General features: G+C 72.8%; 14 protein-coding genes and 2 pseudogenes. 6 read left to right on the top strand and 10 right to left on the bottom strand.

Annotated features, from left to right (window positions below):
* Nucleotides 1-59: 59 nt before the first annotated feature.
* The 5 genes from Asi02nite_RS31350 to Asi02nite_RS31330 form a co-directional block, all read right to left on the bottom strand.
* A complete protein-coding gene (locus Asi02nite_RS31350) occupies nucleotides 60-485 on the bottom strand; it encodes an iron chaperone (protein ID WP_203717614.1) in 426 nt (141 codons plus the stop codon).
* A gap of 47 nt (nucleotides 486-532) precedes the next feature.
* Nucleotides 533-1,288, bottom strand: coding sequence for a DUF6193 family natural product biosynthesis protein (locus Asi02nite_RS31345; protein WP_203717613.1), 756 nt, complete (start codon nucleotides 1,286-1,288; stop codon nucleotides 533-535).
* A 130-nt stretch (nucleotides 1,289-1,418) separates the two neighbouring features.
* Nucleotides 1,419-2,192, bottom strand: coding sequence for a D-Ala-D-Ala carboxypeptidase family metallohydrolase (locus tag Asi02nite_RS31340; RefSeq protein ID WP_203717612.1), 774 nt, complete (start codon nucleotides 2,190-2,192; stop codon nucleotides 1,419-1,421).
* A 114-nt stretch (nucleotides 2,193-2,306) separates the two neighbouring features.
* Nucleotides 2,307-3,890 carry a non-homologous end-joining DNA ligase gene (ligD, locus tag Asi02nite_RS31335; protein WP_203717611.1) on the bottom strand — a complete coding sequence of 528 codons (1,584 nt, stop codon included), beginning with the start codon at nucleotides 3,888-3,890 and terminating at the stop codon, nucleotides 2,307-2,309.
* Between the two features lie 2 nt (nucleotides 3,891-3,892).
* Nucleotides 3,893-4,177 (bottom strand): DUF3040 domain-containing protein, encoded by a 285-nt coding sequence (locus tag Asi02nite_RS31330; RefSeq protein ID WP_203717610.1) that lies wholly within the window; start codon nucleotides 4,175-4,177, stop codon nucleotides 3,893-3,895.
* Between the two features lie 123 nt (nucleotides 4,178-4,300).
* On the opposite strand from Asi02nite_RS31330, the gene Asi02nite_RS31325 reads away from it, so the two are divergent.
* On the top strand, nucleotides 4,301-4,870 hold the full coding sequence (locus tag Asi02nite_RS31325; RefSeq protein WP_239127288.1) for a GNAT family N-acetyltransferase: 570 nt from the start codon (nucleotides 4,301-4,303) through the stop codon (nucleotides 4,868-4,870).
* 40 nt (nucleotides 4,871-4,910) lie between these two features.
* On the top strand, nucleotides 4,911-5,912 hold the full coding sequence (locus Asi02nite_RS31320; RefSeq protein WP_203717609.1) for an NAD(P)/FAD-dependent oxidoreductase: 1,002 nt from the start codon (nucleotides 4,911-4,913) through the stop codon (nucleotides 5,910-5,912).
* On the opposite strand, the gene Asi02nite_RS31315 is transcribed toward Asi02nite_RS31320, so the two are convergent.
* The 4 genes from Asi02nite_RS31315 to Asi02nite_RS31300 all read right to left on the bottom strand — a co-directional run bounded on the left by Asi02nite_RS31315 (nucleotide 5,909) and on the right by Asi02nite_RS31300 (nucleotide 9,064).
* The gene (locus tag Asi02nite_RS31315; RefSeq protein ID WP_203717608.1) at nucleotides 5,909-6,544 is read right to left on the bottom strand and encodes a class I SAM-dependent methyltransferase; all 636 of its coding nucleotides are present in this window, start codon (nucleotides 6,542-6,544) and stop codon (nucleotides 5,909-5,911) included. The two genes, Asi02nite_RS31320 and Asi02nite_RS31315, sit on opposite strands and share 4 nt — an antisense overlap.
* Nucleotides 6,545-6,576: 32 nt before the next feature.
* Nucleotides 6,577-7,422: a universal stress protein gene (locus Asi02nite_RS31310; RefSeq protein WP_203717607.1), complete on the bottom strand. Its 846-nt coding sequence runs from the start codon at nucleotides 7,420-7,422 to the stop codon at nucleotides 6,577-6,579.
* Between the two features lie 104 nt (nucleotides 7,423-7,526).
* The gene (locus tag Asi02nite_RS31305; protein ID WP_203717606.1) at nucleotides 7,527-8,294 is read right to left on the bottom strand and encodes an isocitrate lyase/PEP mutase family protein; all 768 of its coding nucleotides are present in this window, start codon (nucleotides 8,292-8,294) and stop codon (nucleotides 7,527-7,529) included.
* A gap of 143 nt (nucleotides 8,295-8,437) precedes the next feature.
* Nucleotides 8,438-9,064, bottom strand: a complete 627-nt coding sequence (locus tag Asi02nite_RS31300) for a DUF998 domain-containing protein (RefSeq protein WP_203717605.1) — start codon at nucleotides 9,062-9,064, stop codon at nucleotides 8,438-8,440.
* A 14-nt stretch (nucleotides 9,065-9,078) separates the two neighbouring features.
* Here Asi02nite_RS31300 and Asi02nite_RS42600 point away from each other — a divergent pair.
* Both Asi02nite_RS42600 and Asi02nite_RS41950 read left to right on the top strand, forming a co-directional pair.
* A pseudogene (locus tag Asi02nite_RS42600) lies at nucleotides 9,079-10,187 on the top strand (MMPL family transporter); the annotation flags it as partial.
* A 306-nt stretch (nucleotides 10,188-10,493) separates the two neighbouring features.
* A pseudogene (locus Asi02nite_RS41950) lies at nucleotides 10,494-11,633 on the top strand (MMPL family transporter); the annotation flags it as partial.
* Here Asi02nite_RS41950 and Asi02nite_RS31285 read toward each other — a convergent pair.
* A complete protein-coding gene (locus Asi02nite_RS31285) occupies nucleotides 11,630-12,004 on the bottom strand; it encodes a hypothetical protein (protein WP_203717603.1) in 375 nt (124 codons plus the stop codon). The pseudogene Asi02nite_RS41950 and the gene Asi02nite_RS31285 sit on opposite strands and share 4 nt — an antisense overlap.
* A gap of 221 nt (nucleotides 12,005-12,225) precedes the next feature.
* Here Asi02nite_RS31285 and Asi02nite_RS31280 point away from each other — a divergent pair, with 221 nt between their 5' ends.
* Nucleotides 12,226-13,764: a DHA2 family efflux MFS transporter permease subunit gene (locus tag Asi02nite_RS31280; protein WP_203717602.1), complete on the top strand. Its 1,539-nt coding sequence runs from the start codon at nucleotides 12,226-12,228 to the stop codon at nucleotides 13,762-13,764.
* Nucleotides 13,765-14,157: 393 nt separating this feature from the next.
* The coding region (locus Asi02nite_RS31275; protein WP_203717601.1) for an expansin EXLX1 family cellulose-binding protein at nucleotides 14,158-14,804 on the top strand (647 nt) is incomplete at its 3' end.

The raw sequence follows: 14,804 nt of genomic DNA, 5'->3' as shown, positions 1-14,804 counted from the left end.
GACCGGCCGTGGCCGGCCGGCCCCCGACGACCTGCGCATCAGCGACTGGCACTGACCACCTAGCTGACGGCCTGCTTGACGAGGGCGGCGATCCGCTTCTCGTCGGCGGCCGTCAGCTTCGTGAGCCCGTACGACGTCGCCCACATGTTGCCCTCGTCCAGGTTCGCGCCGTCGTTGAAGCCCAGCGTCGCGTACCGCGACTTGAACTTGCCCGCCGACTGGAAGAAGACGAGCACCTTGCCGTCCTTGGCGTACGCCGGCATGCCGTAGTAGGTCCGCGGCGTCAGCTCCGGCGCGTTCTTCGTGACGATCTCGTGGATCCGCTCGGCGAGGACGCGGTCCGCGTCGTCCATCTCGGCGACCTTGGCGAGCAGCTCGGCCTCGCCGCCGGCGGACTTGGCCTCCTTCGCCCGCTCCTTCATCGCCGCGCGCTCCTCGGCGGTGAAGTTGTTCTGCTTGGCGCCGGTGGTCTTCTTCGTGGGCATGGCTGTGAATCCTCCGCAAACCGTTCGTGATGGGCTTGATTCTCAGCCTATGAACCGTCGCCGGCGGCGGCTTCTCGAAACCTGACCAGTTGCGCGGCGGGCAGGTGGGCGACGGCGACCGCGACCGCCTCCGCGGCGGTGGCGGTCTCGCCGACGAGCGCGCCGCTCCACCGGGTGCGCACCGTGAACGGCCCACCGTCGTGCGGCGCGTCGAGGCAGACCAGGTCGAACTGCTCCAGCGTGTCGTCGGCCTGCAGCCGCAGGGTCCAGTGACTGGTGAACGCGTAGAGGGCGCGCAGCTCCGGTCGGGCGAACGCGGTCTCGATCAGCTCCCGGTACTCGGGCCAGTCGGACCGTTCCGCGCCCGCGCGCAGGTACGCCCACTGCGACGCGATCGCCTGCGCCACGCTCCCGTCCGGCACCTCCAGATGGCCGGTGAGCGCGACGAACGGCGCCAGCGAGGCGATCTCGGCCAGGGATCGACCCCGCTGCCACGCGTGCGCGACGACCGCGATCGAACCGAGGTCGCCGGTCGCTCCCGTGAGCAGGAGCCGGCTCTTCGTGCCGCCGCCACGGCCGCTGCCGCTCATGGACCAGGTCCGCTCCCAGGTGTACGCGGACACCCGCAGGGGAGCGCGGCCACCGGCCTCGGTCGGCACCTCGGCGTGGGCGATCTCGTCGCCGACGACGTCGAGGTCGAGGCCGCGCGCGCGGGCGGCGGCCCGCAGTACGTCGGCCAGGCCGCCGGCCGCGGCCACGTCGGGGAAGAGGTCGGCGGGATCCGGGTACGCGTCGGCTGCCACGCGCCGACTGTGCCGCACGGTCGGGCACGGCCGCCACCCCGCGCGGCAAGGCGGAGATGGTCGCCCCGTTCTTCTGGGCACCGAAAAGGGGGTGCCGCGTCGCCGCGACACCCCCGGATGCGGAAGGGGGTCAGTTGTCGTCCAGCGGGTCCTTCATGCCGCGCCCGCCGACGCCGCAGTTCGGGGCCGACCAGAAGCGGCTCGGGCGGCCGTCGACGTGCGTGTGGTCGTTGTGGTCCGGGTAGCCCGGGCCGAGGATGCCGGCGAAGCCGTGGTTGCGGGCCGCCTGCGCGAGGCGGCACAGCGTGTGCGGACCAGCACCCAGGTCGGCCGCGTCGCCGTAGAGGTGCCGGCTGCTGCTCGCGCCGCCGACCGCCGAGTTGCAGGCCTGGCTGCGGAAGCCGCTCGTGACGCGGATCTGCTGGTCGCCCAGCGCGTGCCGCATCGCCTGCAGTTTCCACATCGTGACCAGCGCGTTGGCGCGGGCCGTGGCCGCCGAGACGTTGCCGCCGGCCCACGTGCTGTTGCAGTTGTTCAGCTCCGCGTACGAGAAGTTGACCGGTGTGCAGTCGTCGTCCTGCAGCGCGTACAGCCGGTTGAAGGTGTTGGGGCCGGCGATGCCGTCGGCGGCGAGGCCGTACGCCGACTGGAACCGGATGACCGCGGAGCGGGTCGCGGGGCCGAAGGCACCGTCGATCCCGAGCACGGCACCGGTGCCGGGGTAGCCGGCGACCCGGATCTGGAGCTGGCGAACGTCTTCGCCGGACATGCCCTGGGACAGCGTGCGGCCCCAGGTGTAGCAGCCGTCGGCCTGTGCGGCCCCGGCGGTGGTGACCAGGCCGACGGTCGTCGACGCGACCAGCAACGACAGTGCGGCGAGAACCCTGGTGAGGACACGGCGCATCACAGCGCCTCCCGTCAAAGTCGGGGGTAAACATTGACGGATGGAAGTATCTCCATGGATCGTGAACTCGTCAATAATCGCCGGTTACGGCGATCAGCACGGCGAAAAACTACATCAGCGCAGACGCGGCAGCTTCTGCCGGTTGAGCAGCACGTCGTGGAACGGGTCGCCCTCGGTGGCCAGCCGCTCGAGGATCGTCCTGACGGTGAACCTGTCGGGCCGCAGCTTCGGGTCGTCCAGCTCGTCCCAGTGGATCGGCGCCGACACCGGGGCACCGGCGGCGGGGCGCGGGCTGTACGGGGCGACCAGCGTGTTCCCGATCGCGTTCTGCGTGTAGTCGAGCCTCGCCAGGCCCTCGCGCGCCGACTTCTCCCACTTCCAGCTCACCAGCTCGGGCGCGACGTCGCCGACCGAGCGGGACAGCTTCTCGACCCAGGCGCGGGTGCTCGCGTACGACGGGCCCCGGGCGATCGGGATCCAGATCTGGATGCCGCGCTTGCCGGTGAGCTTGGCCCGGGACACCAGCCCGAGGTGGTCGAGCGCGTCGCGGTGCAGGCGGGCCAGCGCCACCAGGTCTGCCCACGACGTCTTCGTGCCCGGATCCAGGTCGATCAGCGCGTACGTGGGCTTGTCCGGCTTGTCCACCTGGGACGTCCAGGCGTGCCACTCCAGCCCGCCGAAGTTGGCGGCCCACAGCAACGCGGCGGGCTCGTCGACCACCAGATAGGTCCGCGACTCGCCGGGATTCGCGTCCGGGTTGTCCCACCGGGCGAGCCAGTCCGGCGCGTGGGCGGGCAGTTCCTTCTGCCAGAAGCCCCGCGTGCCGGCGCCGTCGGGATAGCGGTGCAGGTTGAGCGGCCGCCGGGTCAGGTACGGCAGGATCGTCGGCGCGATCTCGGCCGTGTAGCGCAGGAGGTCGCGCTTCGTGACCGGCCGCCCGCGCCCTTTCCCGGGAAAGAGCACCTTGTCGAGGTTGGTCACCTTCAGGTCGCGGCCGAAGACGTGCCAGGTGCCCTGGGTCTTCAGCTTGTCCAGCGCCTTCACCTCGGCCGGGTCGGCTTCGAGCGCGTCGGGCTTGAGGGCCAGGCTGGCGCGGTCGGCCGGCAGGTCCGACCGCCACAACCGGTCGGGGTCGGCCTTGACCTCGTCGTTGGTACGCCCCGACAGCACGGAGCGGGGATGCTTCTCCGGATCCCAGTTCGGCTTCGCGTACGCGTCCTTCTTGTGGAGCAGAATCCAGTCGTCGGCGCGCGTACGCACGAACACGAAGCGGCCGTTGAGCTTCTCGCCGTGCAGGTCGGCGTGCAGCTCACCGGCTTCGATCGCGCGGGCCGGATCCTCGCCCTCCGCCGGCTCCCAGGTGCCGGTGTCCCAGACGATCACGTCGCCACCGCCGTACTCGCCGGCCGGGATGACCCCCTCGAAGTCGATGTACTCCATGGGGTGGTCCTCGACGTGGTACGCACCGCGGCGCACGCCGGGTGTGAGCGTCGGTCCCTTGGGCACCGCCCAGCTCACCAGCACCCCGTCGACCTCGAGCCGCACGTCGTAGTGCAGGTTGCGGGCGCGGTGGCGCTGCACGACGAACCGCCGCTCGTTCCGGCCCCCGCGTTTCGCGGCGCCGGACGGCTCGGGCGTCCGGGCGAAGTCACGTTTGCGCCGGTACGGCGCCAGCTTCTCGCGCGGGGTCGACGGCACGGTCAGGACCGTCGTCGCCAGCGCGGTCCGGCGGTGCGGCCGACCATCCAGGTCAACGTGGCGAGCGCGGCGCACACCCCGAGCGCGGCCACCCCGGGCCGGTCCCAGGTGATCAGGAACAGCGGCGTGAGCGCGACCAGCGCGACGATGATCACGATCGGAACCACGAGCCGGGTCCACTGCCGGCTCTTCCCGCGCATCCGTCTCGCGAACCGCGGATCCTCGGCCGCCAGGTAGCGTTCGATCTCGGCCAAGCGCTGCCGGTCGCCCTGACTGAGCACGGCCATCGCCTCCGTACACACCCGCTCGTCGTGCCGTATATCGCGCCCATACCCACGGTCGCCCGGCTTCATACCCCCCACTTCGATCGCGCCGCCGCGGGTCCTCCGACCTGCGGATAAGGTCACCGGGTGCCTTCTCTCGCCAGTCCCGCCGTGCCGCCCGGTGCGATGGCCGCCAGCCGACAGCCCGAGATCGACGGCGACGGTGTCCGGTTGCGGCCCTGGCGTCCGGATGACCGCGCGGTGGTGCTCGCCGGCTACGCCGACCCCGACGTGCAGCGCTGGCACTGCCGTTCGATGACCCCGCTCGAGGCCGACGCGTGGATCGCGTCGTGGTCCGGGCGGTGGAGCGGGGAGAGCGGCGCCGGGTTCGCGATCGCCCGCGACGGCGCGGTGGTCGGGCAGATCAGCCTGCGCAGGATCGATCTCGCCGACGGGCTGGGCGAGGTGTCCTACTGGGTGCTGCCCGGCGCCCGCGGCGGCGGTGTCGCGGGGCGGGCGCTGGACGCGCTGACCGGGTGGGCCTTCGGCAAGCTGGGGCTGCACCGGATCGAGGTCATGCACTCGACCCTGAACCCGGCGTCGTGCGCGGTCGCGCGGCGGGCGGGGTTCCTGCTCGAAGGCACCAAGCGGTCCGAGGCCCTGCACGCCGACGGGTGGCACGACATGCACCTGCACGCCCGGCTGGCCACCGACTGACGGTCGGCGCGTCGACCCGGCGGGCCGTAGGCTCGGCGGCGTGACGGTGATCGTCGTCGGGGCAGGCATCGTCGGCGCGTCGGTGGCCTACCACGTCGCGCGGGCCGGCGCCGCCGTGACGCTGGTCGACGCCGGGCAGCCGGGCGCCGGCGTGACCGCGGACTCGTTCGCCTGGATCGGCGCCTCCGGCGTGCGTACCGGTCCGGCGGCCGGGATCCGGGTCAGTGCGATGGACGAGTACCGCCGCGTCGAGGCCGAGTTGCCGGGACTGCCCGTGACCTGGTCCGGCTCCCTGGCCTGGCGTGCGGCGGGCGACGCGCCGGCGGCCGGGCCCGGGCAGGAGATCGTGGACGCGGGCCGGGTGCTGGCGCTCGAACCCCACGTCCGGCAGCCACCGGAGTGGGCCGTCTGGGCGGCCGGCGACGGCGCCGTCGACCCGGTCGGCGTCACCGCGCGGCTGGTGGCGGGCGCGCGCGACCACGGCGCCCGGATCCACCTGGACACCGTGGTCAGCGCGGTCCGTCGGGACGCGGCGGGCCGGGTCGCGGGGGTCGAGACGCCGGCAGGACCCCTCCCGGGTACGACCGTGGTGCTCGCGGCCGGTGTGGCCACGGCCGCGTTGGGCGCGTCGGTCGGCGTACGCGTCGCGGTCGAGCCGTCACCGTGCCCGCTCGCCCGGTTCCGGGCGCCGGCGGGTCTGGTCCGGACCGTGGTCAACACCGACGACTTCGACCTGCGCCAGGTCGCCCCGGACCGGCTGATCGCCGCCGCGGACTCGCCGGAGCGGGCCCTCGCCGCCGTGCGCGCCACCTTCCGCGGCGCCGCGGGTGTCGAGTTGCTCGGCAGCCGACTCGGCGCGCGCCCCATGCCGGCCGACGGCGAGCCCATCGTCGGCCCGGTCGCGGACGTGCCCGGCCTCTACCTGGCGGTGATGCACTCGGCGGTCACGCTCGCGCCGGCCATGGGTCGCCTGGTCGCGCGCGAGGTGGTCGACGGCGTCGCCGACCCGGCGCTGGCGGGTTGCCGCCCCGACCGCTTCTAGCGACCCGGCGCGCGCAGCGTCAGCGACTGGAACCGGTGGCCGTCGTCGAGCGCCACCGGGTGGAAGTCGACGACCTCGAACCCGGCGTCGGTGGCGAAGCCGAGCAACTGCTCGTCGGTGCGCCAGGAGAAGAACCGCGGCGGCACGTGCTCGTCGCCGTCGATCGGCCCTTCGGCGCTCTCGTCGCCGCCGTACACGCCGACGAAGAGCAACCCGCCCGGGCGCAGCACGGCGCGGACCGCCGCGAGGACGGCGGGCAGATCGTGGTTGGGCACGTGCAGCAGGCAGCTGAGCGCGTAGACCGCGTCGAAGGAGCCGGCCGGGAAGTCGAGGTGCAGGAAGTCCATGACGTGGGCCTCGACGCCCTTGGCCCGGCAGTGCGCGACCATGGCCGCCGACAGGTCGACGGCGACGACGGACAGGCCTTCCGCCTGGAACCAGGCGCTGTCCTGGCCGCTGCCGGCGCCGATCTCCAGCAGCCGGGCGCCCGGCGCCAGCCGCTCTCGGAACGCCTGCCGCTCGACCAGCTTCCACGGCTCCTTGGCCAGGCCGTCCCGCCAGGCCGCGCGCGCGTCGTAGGCGGTGCGCAAGGGGCCGAGCACGTCGTCGTACCGGACACTCATGCGGGTCATTGTGGACCGTGCGCGCTCGCCCTGTCGCGCGCTCAGTCCGCGGCGGGTACGACCAGGACCGGGCGGTCGGCGTGGTGCAGCGTCGCCTTGGCCACGCTGCCCAGGAGGATCTCGCGTACCGCCGCGCGGCCGCGGGAGCCGACCACGAGGACCGCGGCCGACTGGTTGCGCGCGCACTCGACCAGGGCGCCGGCGATCGCCCGGCCCGGCGGGCCCGGGCCGCGCGCGACGCGCAGCAGCGCGGAGGAGTCGACGGCGCGCGGTGGGGTCGCCGGCTGCCAGCCGCCGTCGTCGACGGTGACGGTCAGCAGTCGTCTCCCCGGGAACAGCCGGGCGGTGGCGGCGAGGGCCGTTTGGGCGCCGGGTGACTCGTCGGTGCCGACCACGACCGGCCCGGTGGCGAGGGCGTCGTCCGCCGCGGCCGGGTGCCCGACGACGAGGACCGGCCGTGGCGAGTAGTGCGCGACCAGGTCGGACACGCTGCCGAGCACCGCCCGGGTGCCGCCGAGCCCGCGCGAGCCGACCACGACCACGTCGGGCTCGAGCCGCTCCGCGAGCTCGCTGAGCACGAGTCCCTCGCCGCCGTAGCCGCGCACCACGCGCGGCTCGGCGTCCCATCCGGCGGCCCGGGCGAGGGTGACGCCGCGGTCGGCGATCCAGGCGGCTTCGCGTTCGCCCTCGCGCTCGACCGCCTCGACGAGATCGTCGACGCGGCGGGTGTTGCTCCACAGGCGCTGCCGCAGGGTCGCGCTGGCGAACGGTGGCGACCAGAGGTGGGCGACCGTCGCGTGGGCCCGCGGGAACAGCCGCGCGGCGGCCTGGATCGCCGCGCCGGCCGCGGGGGAGTCGTCGAACCCGACCAGCACCCGGACCGTCATCGCGCTCGTCCCAGACCGGCTGACGCCGTGACGAGGTCCGCGGCCGTCCTCCGCCGCAGCAGACGCGACATGCCCATGGCGCTGAACGTACCGTGCGGACCGTCCTAATTATCCGATTTCAGGCGCCGCAGGCGCTCCTGGTGGACCGCGTAGGGCGTGGCCGCCGGGGGCTCCTGCCCGTCGCGGACCGCGATGGCGACCGCGAGGGCCGCGTCCAGGGCGGCGCGGTAGGGGAGCGAGCCCGTGCTGACGCGGCGGATACCGAGATCGGCCAGGTGCGGCAGGGACAGCCCGGGTATTACCAGCACGTTGACGGGGACCGGCAGGTTGACGGCCAGCTCGCGCAGCTCGGGCGGCTTGGTCACGCCGGGTACGAAGACGCCGTCCGCGCCGGCCTCGACGTAGGCCGCCGCACGCTCCAGCGTCGCCGAGAGGGTGGCGTCCTGACCGAGCCAGTAGGTGTCGGCGCGGGCATTGACGTACACGTCGGGGTTGCGGGTCTTGACCGCAGCGATCTTGGCGGCGTGGGCCGACGGCTCGACGAGGCGGCCGTCGGTGCTGTCCTCCAGGTTGATGCCGGCGACGCCCAGCGTCGCGACGTAGTCGGCGACCTCGTCGGGCTCGGCCGAGTAGCCGTCCTCGACGTCGACGGAGACGAAGACCGGCAGGGGCGCGAGGGCGTGGGCGAGGAGGCGGGTGGCGTCCCGGGTGTTGCCGTGACCGTCGGGTACGCCGGCGGCGGCCGCCACGCCGAAGCTGGTGGTGCCGATGGCGGGAAAGCCGGCCTCGACGAACGCGATGGCCGAGGCGACATCCCAGGCGTTGGGGAGCAGGAGGGGGAGCGCGCCGTCGTGCAGGTCGCGAAACGTCATGCCGCCTGACGCTACCGGCCTGGGCGCGGCTGCCGGCGCCAATCGGTGCGGCTTGCCGGCTAGAGCGTGGGTCGGTGCGGCTTCGACGGGGAACCGCCGGGCGCGGAAGGTGCTTCGGCGATCAGGTGGGCTCGTCGGCGGGGTCAGTGTGGTTTGTCGGCGATCGCCTGGGCCTGGGCCGCGAAGGCCGGGTTGAGTTGGCGGGCGTTGACGGCCACGACCGCGGGCCAGAGTGCTTCCACCGCGGCCAGGAAGCGTTCGGTGATGCCGATCTGGTCTCCCCGGTTGAACAGCTCCGTGGCGAACCAGAACATCAACACGACCATCAGCGCGGTCACCAACAGGGACGCGGTCGGGCGTAAGGACCACGGTGCGGCGCGTTCCGTACGGAAGGCGAACGCCGGCCAGATCGCGAGCGCGACGAAGCCCGCGCCGGCGACCAGGCCGTGGGCCTGGGACTGGCCGACCACCGGCTGCGGGAAGAACGCGGACAGCAACGAGACGAAGCCGCCGAAGACGATCACGACGCGGCCGGCCATGTGGGCCGGGCGCAGGCCGATGCCGAACACGATGAAGCTGATGCCCATGCAGGTGAAGCCGATGACCATGATCCATCGGTCGGTGGCGCCGAGGCCGCCCAGGGCGCTGATCGTGTCGCGGGTCGAGTTGTAGCTGGCGGACTGCCGTGCGGTGGCCAGGAGCAAGCCACCGAGCAGGAAGAACGGGGCCAGGATCGCCGAGATCACGGCCCACCAAGGCACCGGTCGCACCGCGCCAGTTTGGCATGATTTATCGGTTTTCCGAGCGATCTTTCGGTATTCAGATGATCACGTACGGGCACCGGTCGATTAGGACGTTCCTCACAACCCACACAAGCTGGGAGCCGATAATCAGCTTCGTCGGGCATGTTGCATGCCACCCCGTTGATCGAGGAGACATGGCAACTGTCCTCTACCGCCTGGGCCGCGGCGCGTTCCGGCGCCGCCGGCTCGTGGTCGCGCTCTGGCTGGTCGCGCTGGTCGCCCTCGGTGGGGCGGCGGCGGCTTTCATGAAGCCGACGTCCAGCGACTTCACCATGCCGGGTACGGAGTCGCAGCGGGCGATCGACGCCCTGGCCCGGGAGTTCCCCGAGGCGAGCGGGTCGACGGGGACGATCGTGATCGCCGCGCCGCCGGGTCGCACGCTGGCCGAACCGGCCGCCCGCACGGCGGTCTCGGCGGTCGTCCGGGAGGCGGGCGCACTGCCGGGCGCCGTGGGCGCGGTCGACCCGTACGCAAGTGGGGCAGTCTCCCCGGATGGCCGTCACGCGCTGGTCCAGGTGCAGTTCGCGGCCCGGGACGACGCGATCACGGACGCGCAACGGGAGGCGTACGCGCACTCGGGCACCGCCGCCGAACAGGCCGGCCTGCGGGTCGAGCACGGCGGCGAGGTGATGCACAACGAGCCGGAGATGGGCGGCACGGAGGGCATCGGCGTGCTGGTCGCGCTGGCCGTCTTGGTGGTCACGCTCGGCTCGCTGGTCGCCGCCGGGATGACGATGGCGACCGCACTGATCGGCGTCGGCGCCGGCATGGCGGGCCTGTTCGCCCTCAGCGGCGTGGTCGGGTTGACCAGCACCGCCCCGATCCTGGCGCTGATGCTGGGTCTGGCGGTCGGTATCGACTACTCGCTGTTCATCACGTCGCGTACCGCCAGCACGTCCGGGACGGCGTCGCACCCGACGACGCGGCGGGCCGCGCGCTGGGCACCGCGGGCTCGGCGGTCCTCTTCGCCGGCGGCACGGTGGTCATCGCCCTGGCGGGCCTGTCGCTGGTAGGCATCCCGTTCCTGACGGTGATGGGCCTGGCGGCCGCGGGCACGGTCGCGGTCTCGGTCCTGGTCGCGGTCACGCTGCTGCCGGCGCTGCTCGGCTTCGCGGGCAGGCGGGTGCTACCCCGCAAGGCCCGCCTCGCGGCCAGGCTCGGTGCGCGGCCGCTGCCGCAGGACGCCCCGCAGGCGGTGGGGTCGGGCGGACCGGGGTCGGCGCTATTGGGCGAGGACCGGGAGACGGCTGGGCTGGGTCGGCAGGGGCTGTCGGGCGAGGGCCGGGACGCGGCAGGGTCGGGTCGGCATGGGCTGATGGGCGGAGGCCGGCACGTCGCCGCGCCAGGCCGGCGGGGGATGTTGCGCCGGGCGGGCGATGGGGCGGCGCGGGAGCCGTTCGGGTTTCGGTGGGCTCGCGGTGTGGTTCGGCGGCGGGTGCTGTTGCTGGTGGTCGGGGTCCTCGGGCTCGGAGCCCTGGCCGCGCCCGCGTTGGATATGCGGCTTGCCCTGCCCGACGCGAGTGCCGCGCCCGTCGGGAGTCCGGTTCGGGCGGCCAATGACCTGATCACCGAAGGGTTCGGGCCCGGCTTCACCGGGCGTCTGGCCCTGGTCGTCAGCACCGACGACAAGGCCGCCACCAGCGCCGCGGTGGAGCAGGTCAGGGATCGGCTGGCGGGCACCGAGAACCTGCTCGCCGTGACGCCGCCCAACCTCAGCCAGGACGGGCGGACCGCTCTGCTCGGGGTGCTGCCACGGACCGGGCCGACGGACCCCGCCACCGAGACGCTGGTGCACGACGTCCGCGACAAGGTGCACGGCGTGGCCGGGGCCGACGTCGCGTTGACCGGGCAGACCGCGGTCGGTATCGACGTGTCGGAGAAGTTGTCGCGCGCGCTGCCCACGTACCTGTTGCTGGTCGTCGGTCTCTCGGTCCTTCTCCTGGCGGTGGTGTTCCGGTCGATCCTGGTGCCGGTCAAGGCGGCGCTGGGCTTCCTGCTCACCGTCGGCGCGACGTTCGGGCTGACGACGCTGGTGTTCCAGCAGGGGCACCTCGCCGGGCTGGTCGGCCTCGACACGCCCGGGCCGCTGGTCAGCTTCCTGCCGATCCTGCTGATCGGCATCCTGTTCGGGCTGGCGATGGACTACGAGGTCTTCCTGGTGTCGCGGATGCGCGAGGACTTCGTGCACGGCGACCCACCGACCCGCGCCACGATCAACGGCATGGGCCACGGCGCCCGCGTGGTCACCGCCGCGGCCCTGATCATGACCGCCGTGTTCGCGGGCTTCATCCTGCTCGACGACCCGGTGATCAAGTCGATGGGCTTCGCGCTCGCGGTCGGCGTGGCGATCGACGCGTTCGTGGTCCGGATGACGCTGGTGCCGGCGGTGATGTCGCTGCTGGGGCGGTCGGCCTGGTGGCTACCGCGCTGGCTGGACCGCGCGCTGCCCGACGTCGACCTGGAAGGCGCCAAGCTCCGCCGCCACCTCGACGCGGACACCCACGAGCCGGAACTGGCCGCCGCGACCAGTCGCTAGTCGGCGGCCGGCTCCGTCGCGACCCGGGCCAGGTACGCCTGGACCAGGGCGTCGCGCTGTTGGCGGGTGACCGGGCCCGAGAACGTCTGGCCGTCGATCTCGACAGTCACGTCGCGGGCCTGCCGCGACAGCCACGACGCCACCACCGCGACCGCTCCCTCGACGAACGGTGGCGCGACCGCGAGCAGCAGCGCGCCCGCCGTCAGCGCCTCCGCCGACTTCGCCCCGGCCGGCGGCGGGCCCGACGGGCGGGTGACCGACTCGACGTCGCCCTCGAGGAGTTCGGCGCGCAGGTCGCGGGACATCCGGGCCAGCCGGTCGTCGTCCGCGTCGGCGGAGACGTCGATCCGGATGTGGATCAGGTCGGTCATCGACACAGGGTACCGGCACCACAGCGGGCCGTGTCCGCACCCGGACGTCGTATCGATGACAGTGAGTAACAAGGGCAATGCCGTCAATTGTGGACGCACCCGGCGTCGCAAACGTGAGCACCGTCACCCAACGTGAAATTCGTTTCAGCATTCGTACGCCTGTCTGGGACCATCATCGTCGCCTCGATCCGGGGGCGTCGATCGAGGGGGGATGATCGCGCATGACGACGCAGGCCGCTCCCGCGGCTGGGTCAGACAAGCTCGACAGCGGTGTGCTGAAGGTCGCCGGCGTGGTGGTGCTCGGCGCCATCATGTCGATTCTCGACATCACCGTGGTGAGCGTGGCGCTGCCTACGTTCCAGCGCGAGTTCAACGCCAGCTACGCCGACGTCGCCTGGACGATGACCGCGTACACGCTGGCCCTGGCGACCGTCATCCCGATCACCGGGTGGGCGGCCGACCGGTTCGGCACCAAGCGGCTCTACCTGCTATCGCTGGTGCTCTTCGTCGGCGGCTCGGCTCTGTGCGCCGTCGCCTGGGACATCGGCCCGCTGATCGTATTCCGCGCGCTGCAGGGTCTCGGTGGCGGCATGCTGATGCCGCTCGGCATGACGATCATGACGCGGGCCGCCGGGCCTGACCGGGTCGGCCGCGTGATGGCCGTGCTCGGCGTGCCGATGCTGCTCGGCCCGATCGGTGGCCCGATCCTCGGCGGCTGGCTGGTCGACGCGCAGAGCTGGCACTGGATCTTCCTGATCAACGTGCCGATCGGCATCGTCGCCTTCGTCCTCTCCGCCCGGATCCTGCCCAAGGACCAGCCGCAGCCCTCCGAGTCGTTCGACTTCCTCGGCATGCTGCTGCTCTCGCCGGGCCTGGCGCTGTTCCTCTTCGGCGTCTCCTCGATCCCCGAGAAGGGCACGGTCGCCGCGACCCGGGTGCTGATCCCGGCGATCGTCGGCCTGGTGCTGCTCGTCGCGTTCGTGCTGCACGCGCTGCGTAAGCAGCACGCGCTGATCGACCTGGGCCTGTTCAAGAACCGCAACCTGACCGTCTCGACGGTCACGCTGACGCTGTTCACGGTCGCGTTCATGGGCGCGATGCTGCTGTTCCCGAGCTACTTCCTGCAGGTACGGGGCGAGTCGACGCTCACCGCCGGCCTGCTGCTCGCGCCGCAGGGCCTGGGCGCCATGGTCACCATGCCCATCGCGGGCCGACTCACCGACAAGATCGGCCCCGGCAAGCTGGTGCTGCCCGGCCTCGTGCTGATCGCGCTCGGCATGGCGCCGTTCACGATGGTGACGCCGGAGTCGAACTACCCGCTGCTGCTCGGCGCCCTGTTCGTCAGCGGTCTCGGCATGGGCATGACGATGATGCCGATCATGTCGGCGGCACTCGCGTCCCTGACCCACCAGCAGGTCGCCCGCGGCTCGACGATGATGAACATCATCCAGCAGACGGCCGGCTCGATCGGCACCGCGGTGATGTCGGTGATCCTCACCAACCAGGTGCTCGACAGCCCCGAGGCCACCGCCTACAGCGCGGTGACCCAGGGCCGCGTGCAGGCCGGCGACGTGCCGCGCGAGGTGCTCACCGCGGGCCAGTCCTCGCTGGCCGGCGCGTTCGGCAACACCTGGCTGGTCGCGGTCGTGCTGCTCGCGCTCTGCCTCGTGCCGGCGCTGCTGCTGCCGCGCAGGCGGATCGAGAAGGCCGAGGGCGGCACGCCGGACGAGGCGCTCGCCGTTCCGGTCGCGATGCACTGATACCGATGAAGCACGAGGGGGGTTCGGCCGGCGGCCGGGCCCCTCTTCGCTTGCGCCGTCGCGGCACACACCCCGCGTCACGGCACGGGGCACGCCGAACGGCTCGTGCGGGCGGAGACGCGGATGCTCGACAGCGCGGCCGGGTGCACCCCGTCCAGTGCGGTGCGCGCCGTGGTCACGCGTCTCCGCGCACCCCGCACCGCCTGCCCGCCGCAAGCAGGCGCGCCGGGATCCGGACCGGAAACGTCCGCATGACCGGGGTCGATCGCGCCGGCCGGCCTAAGCCCCGCGGTTGACGGCCGTCCGGCCCGACGATCGCACCCGCGCGGCCTAAGCCGGGAGGCTGACCACGGCGCTGGCGGGTCGCACCGGCGTAGGGAAGGATCGGTCGCCGTGACCGGAGCATGGCAACGGCGGTGGTGGGTGGTGGCCGGGGTGGTCGCCCTGGCGGCCGCCGTGACGGCGGTGTTCGCGCTGCGCGGTGCCGGCAGCGCCTGCGCGGCAGAGCAGGCCCAGGCCCAGGCCCGCAGCGGCAAGGCCACCTTCTACACCGACAACGGCGGCAACTGCTCCTACCCGAGCCCACCCGCCGACCGGCTGTTCGTGGCCCTGTCACCCGCCGAGTACGCCGACGGCGCGCAGTGCGGGGGTTACCTCGACGTGAAAGGCCCCAGCGGCAGCGTCCGCGTGAAGGTCGTCGACAGCTGCCCGCCGTGCGAGGCCGGCCACATCGACCTGAGCCGCGAGGCGTTCGCGAAGATCGGTGACCCGGTCGACGGGATCATCCCGGTCACCTACACGACCGTGGCCAGCCCGCGCACCGCCAACCTGACGTTCCGCGTCAAGGAGGGTGCGTCCGCGTACTGGTTCGCCGTGCTCGTCGACAACACCGGCAACGCGTTGCGTTCCGTCGAGGCCAAGGGTTCGGGCGGCAGCTTCCGCGCCGCGCACCGCGAGGACTACAACTACTGGCTGATCGACAGCGGCATCGGCGACGGCCCGTTCAGCATCCGGGTCACCGACGTCCGCGGCCGGTCGGC

The sequence above is a fragment of the Asanoa siamensis genome, assembly GCF_016862555.1.
Taxonomy (GTDB): Bacteria; Actinomycetota; Actinomycetes; order Mycobacteriales; family Micromonosporaceae; genus Asanoa; species Asanoa siamensis.
The sequence above is the reverse complement of the archived record's forward strand: the minus strand, read 5'-3'. Positions and strand labels throughout refer to the sequence as shown.